Here is a 5065-nt window from a genome sequence, read left to right as displayed (position 1 = left end):
TGTTTGTTTCGTTCAGTTTTCAAAGAACTACTTGGTCGCTCATTTGCGACTTCCTTATGTTAACATTTTCATCTTTCAATGTCAACTAAGTTTTTCATTTTGTTTGCCGCGTTCTGCGTTATTGCATCGGCGACTTGTCCTATATTACACCTCTAAGGTGAAATCGTCAACACCTTTTTATAAAGATATTCAATTTAATATTTTTATGCTCTTTTAGCTAGATATGCCTCTACAAAGAGTCATTACTAGAAACCACCTTCTGCTTCTCTTTAATTTATTCTTCCAAAACATATTCGATTTCATTTGAACTCTAGACTTAATTCTTGTAGACATGTCCCTCCAACAAAACTAGCAACCTTATTTTAACAAATACTAGTATATAATTAGAGAGTTGTTGTACTAGCAATAAAACTCTATTAGAAGCAGGTGAAAATATGAAAGATATACGTATCCTTATAGCAGACGATGATAAAGAAATCCGAAATTTATTAAAAATATATTTAGAACGAGAATTATATATGGTAGATACTGCGGTTAATGGTGAAGAAGCCTTGCAATTATTTAATCAAAACAACTATAACCTCGTTATATTAGATCTTATGATGCCGAAAGTAGATGGTATCGAAGTATGTAGAAAACTTAGAGATAAAACTAACGTACCTATATTAATGCTAACCGCTAAAGATCACGAAATTGATAAAATTTTAGGTTTAAGCATTGGCGCTGATGATTACATTACGAAACCTTTCAGTATTCACGAAGTAGTTGCACGAGTAAAGGCTCTTATGCGGCGTTTTTTAGTTCTTGGAAGTAACACTACTGCACAAGAGAAAACAATTTTAGCTTTCAAAGGACTAACTATCGATTTAAATACATACACAGTTCATACAAATAAAGAAGAAATCAGCTTAACCGGAAAAGAACTGGAACTGTTGAAATTCTTTACTTCAAACCCAGGACAAGTATTTACAAAAACACAGCTCTTTCGAAATGTATGGGACGATAATTATATAGAAGACGATAATACCGTTATGGTACATATTCGAAAACTTAGAAAGAAAATAGAAATCAATCCTTCTAATCCAAAATTCATTCAAACTGTATGGGGAATTGGTTATAAGTTTGTAGGTGAAAAACTTGAAGACTGATAAAACCCTATTCCTTATTTCATTACAACTTATCATTTGCGGGCTTTTAAATATACAAATGGGCCCAAAAGGAAAGATGTCTTTATTTATTACCCTTATTTTAATTACAATGTATCTCTTCTTTTCAAGAATACAATTCATTCAACATCGCAAATCAGTGGACACAAAATTAGGTCGTGTACTAAAAGGAAATTTACAAACGAGATTATTCACAAGCAATGACCCCTCATTACATAGTATCGTTTTTTCAATAAACGAACTAATAGCTGAATTAGAAAAGGTTCGGATCGAAGCAAAAAGATCCGAGGAATCTAGAAAACAACTTTTGTCTAGTATCTCGCACGATATCCGAACACCACTCACCTCTATTATTGGATATATCGACGCTTTAAAAGATGGGGTTGCTGTTTCTGAAATAGAAAAGAAAGAATATCTTAAAATACTTTATATGAAATCAAATAACTTAAAACATCTAGTTAATGAAATATTCAATATGGCAAAGCTAGACGCCAATGAATTTCCACTAAAAGAAGAGGAACTCGACTTTTCTGAAGTTACTAGAGAAGTTTTGATTGAATTTTTACCTGAACTCTCAAAACATAATCTCGAACTACAGGTTCTCATACCAGAATCTACTTGCCCTATCATTGCAGACCACCTTAGCCTTATGCGAATTATGAGTAATTTGATAAAAAATGCCATTTATTACGGAAAAGATGGGAAAACATTAGGGATCGAACTACTAGAAACTGATACAGACTATGAACTTCTTATTTGGGATAAAGGCCCTGGTATTCCAAAACATGATTTACAAAACGTATTTGAACGAATGTACCGAAGCGAACAATCGAGAAACTCCTCTTCTGGTGGTAGCGGTCTCGGGCTTTCAATTTCTAAAGCACTCGTTGAGAGAAATGGTGGGCATATATGGGTTGAAAGTACTCCATGGAAACGAACTACTTTTGGCTTTTCAATTCCAAAATACATTTCTTTTAAGAAATAGTTAAAAAATGATTAATATGCAGTTAAGCCTTCCTTCTTATCATGTAATTAAGAACTTATAGAAAGTAGGTGTTTCCTATAAATACAATTATAAAAACGACTAACCTTACTAAAGTGTATGGCACACAAAAATCAGTAGATAATCTAAATATTAATGTTCAACAAGGCGAGATTTATGGATTCATAGGACGAAACGGTGCGGGCAAAACAACAACCATTCGTATGCTACTCAGTCTTATAAAACCTACAAGTGGAAATATTGAAATATTCGGAGAGGACTTATTTCAAAATCAAAAAGATATTTTAAGAAGAATTGGTTCTATCGTTGAGGTTCCAGGGTTTTATGAAAACTTAACTGCAAAAGAAAACTTATTAATTAATACAAAGATAATTGGGATTCACAAAAAGAATGCTATTGAAGAAGCATTAGAAATAGTAGGATTGCAGCATGAAACAAAAAAATTAGTTGGGAAGTATTCTTTAGGAATGAAGCAGCGCCTAGGTATTGCACGTGCCCTTCTCCATTATCCCGAATTACTCATACTAGATGAACCAACTAACGGGCTCGATCCCATTGGTATTAAAGAAATGCGAAAACTTATTAAATCTTTAGCTCAGGAAAGAAATATAACGATACTTATTTCCAGTCACATATTAGCTGAGGTAGAACAATTAGTTGATCGTATGGGAATTATTCATGAAGGAAGGTTACTAGAAGAAGTTTCTCTTAATACGCTACGTAAAGCAAACCGTAAGTACATAGAATTTCAAGTGAATAATGAAAACAAAGCCGCAATGCTATTAGAAAATCAGCTTCAAATCTTTGATTATGAAGTACATGATGAAGGGAATATTCGTATTTATTCTCATTTTGGACAACAAGGATACATCAATAGAACGTTCGTTCTAAACGGTGTAGAAGTATTAAAAATGATGATAAGTGAAGATAGATTAGAAGATTATTTCACTAAATTAGTTGGAGGTGGAACAATTGGTTAATCTACTCTATACAGAACTACTAAAACTAAAACGCTCTAATATGTTTTTAATTAGCATTATTGGGGCTGGTGTCGCACCTTTCTTAGTCGTAGTAGCTTCTTATATACATATAAAAACCAAACAGCCCACTCCGACTATTTGGTTCCATCAATTATTTACTGATGTTAACTTATATACTACTTTAGTGATAGGATTCCCCTTATATGGAGTAGTAATTGCTTATCTGTTTACCCGTGAATATGCAGAAGACACACTAAAGAATTTACTAACTATCCCCGTATCGCGTATTAGCTTTATTATAAGTAAGTTCATCACTCTTTTTCTTTGGATCATGATGCTAACTTTAGTCGCTTGGGCACTTACTTTAATATTAGGGCTATTAGGGAACTTCCCTGGTTTTAACACTGCTTTATTTTTAGGTTCTTTTCTAAAATTTTTAATCTGTGGTGGACTTCTCTTTCTATTGTCTTCACCTATTGTGCTACTAACTCTTGTAATGAAGAGCTATGTACCACCTATTATATTAACAGTCATTATTACAATGACTAATCTTATGCTCGTAAACTCCAAACATAAAGATTTATTTCCGTGGACCGCTACTCTTGATATCGCAAATAATGAATTACAACCCACATATCCACCGGAATATTCTTATATCATCATTGCAGCAACAGCGGTTTCAGGATTTTTTGCAACACTATTCTATTTCAAAAGAGTAGACATTCATTAATTTATAGGAGTGAAACGATGAGCGATATCATTATTGCCTTCATACTCGGTATCGTAGAGGGGTTAGCCGAATTTTTACCTATCTCTTCTACTGGTCACCTTATATTAGTCGGGCATTTATTAGATTTTGAAGGAGAAAGAGCGAAAACGTTTGAAATTGTTATACAGCTAGGGGCAATTTTAGCTATTGCAATTTTATATCATAAACGCCTCGTTTCTTTATGTAATATTAAACCTCTTCTGCGGAAAGAGAAGAAATTCAACGCATTCCATGTATTTCTTGGCGTATTTCCAGCAGTAGTTGCTGGTTTACTACTACATGGTGTTATTAAAACTTACTTATTTCAGCCCTATACTGTCGTAATTGGACTTGTAGCAGGGGCAATTCTTATGCTCTTTGCAGAAGTAAAGAAGAAAGAGGCAACCTCCTATTCACTGGATGATTTAACATACCGTCAAGCATTAACAATTGGATTATTTCAATGCTTAGCAGTATACCCCGGCTTCTCTAGAGCTGGCTCTACTATTTCTGGAGGTCTATTAGCAAAAGTAAATTATAAAACTGCATCTGAGTTCTCTTTTCTCATTGCTCTTCCTGTAATGGTAGGCGCTACAGGCTTAGACTTGTTAAAAAGCTGGAAGTATTTAAGTGTCAATGATATCCCTATGTTTGTGGTAGGATTCATTACCTCTTTTATAGTAGCAATGTTAGCAGTAGTAACATTCCTAAAGCTTTTAGAAAAGATAGGCTTAAAACCTTTCGCATACTATCGTATTTTGTTAGCTATCTTATTTACGCTTTTCGTATTGCTATAAATTCATATAAGTCACAGATAAAAAACCGATATTCAAGTTAGAATATCGGTCTTTATCCATTTCACATCAAGTACTACCTACTCCAATATGGCATAGCGGGAGTAAATCATCATTAATAATCCAAATGTTCTTCAAGCAATTTTAATCTTTACCGTACGACACAGCTCAAAAATTAAACACCCCTTGGACAGAGACCGAATGTGTATACAAACTATATCCATTCCGCATATATCATATTTCTTAATTCTCAATACACCGATACAAGTTCTAAATGTGTACAAAATGCTCATGCTTTATTAAACACGAAAAAACACAAGTCAAAAGACTTGTGTTTTTAGTTGCTTGGCGACGTCCTACTCTCACAGGGACAA

5 protein-coding genes are annotated in these 5065 nt (G+C 33.6%); all 5 read left to right on the top strand.

The genetic code is table 11. The annotated features are described in order from the left end of the window. The first annotated feature begins 434 nt into the window (after positions 1-434). The 5 genes from CER22_RS30520 (at position 435) to uppP (ending at position 4694) form a co-directional block, all read left to right on the top strand. A complete protein-coding gene (locus CER22_RS30520; protein WP_046953851.1) occupies positions 435-1148 on the top strand; it encodes a response regulator transcription factor in 714 nt (237 codons plus the stop codon). Continuing rightward, on the top strand, positions 1138-2151 hold the full coding sequence (locus CER22_RS30515; RefSeq protein WP_000845343.1) for a sensor histidine kinase: 1014 nt from the start codon (positions 1138-1140) through the stop codon (positions 2149-2151). Before CER22_RS30520 ends, CER22_RS30515 begins: the two co-directional genes overlap by 11 nt. A 68-nt stretch (positions 2152-2219) precedes the next feature. Next, complete coding sequence (locus tag CER22_RS30510; RefSeq protein WP_000484005.1) at positions 2220-3149, top strand: ABC transporter ATP-binding protein; 930 nt, start codon at positions 2220-2222, stop codon at positions 3147-3149. Further along, a complete protein-coding gene (locus tag CER22_RS30505) occupies positions 3142-3879 on the top strand; it encodes an ABC transporter permease (RefSeq protein WP_000247712.1) in 738 nt (245 codons plus the stop codon). The genes CER22_RS30510 and CER22_RS30505 overlap by 8 nt, the downstream gene beginning before the upstream one ends. Positions 3880-3896: 17 nt before the next feature. Beyond that, positions 3897-4694 (top strand): undecaprenyl-diphosphate phosphatase UppP, encoded by a 798-nt coding sequence (gene uppP / locus CER22_RS30500; RefSeq protein WP_001279953.1) that lies wholly within the window; start codon positions 3897-3899, stop codon positions 4692-4694. Positions 4695-5065: the final 371 nt, after the last annotated feature.

Source organism: Bacillus sp. K2I17, assembly GCF_002209985.1.
GTDB classification, from domain to species: Bacteria; Bacillota; Bacilli; order Bacillales; family Bacillaceae_G; genus Bacillus_A; species Bacillus_A wiedmannii.
Note: the sequence above shows the minus strand (reverse complement) of the source record. Positions and strands in the feature narration are given on the sequence as shown.

Excerpts from the sequence above, each read along its gene's own strand:
- CER22_RS30520 (WP_046953851.1), top strand. The coding sequence starts at position 435 with ATGAAAGATATACGTATCCTTATAGCAGACGATGATAAAGAAATCCGA.
- uppP (WP_001279953.1), top strand. The coding sequence starts at position 3,897 with ATGAGCGATATCATTATTGCCTTCATACTCGGTATCGTAGAGGGGTTA.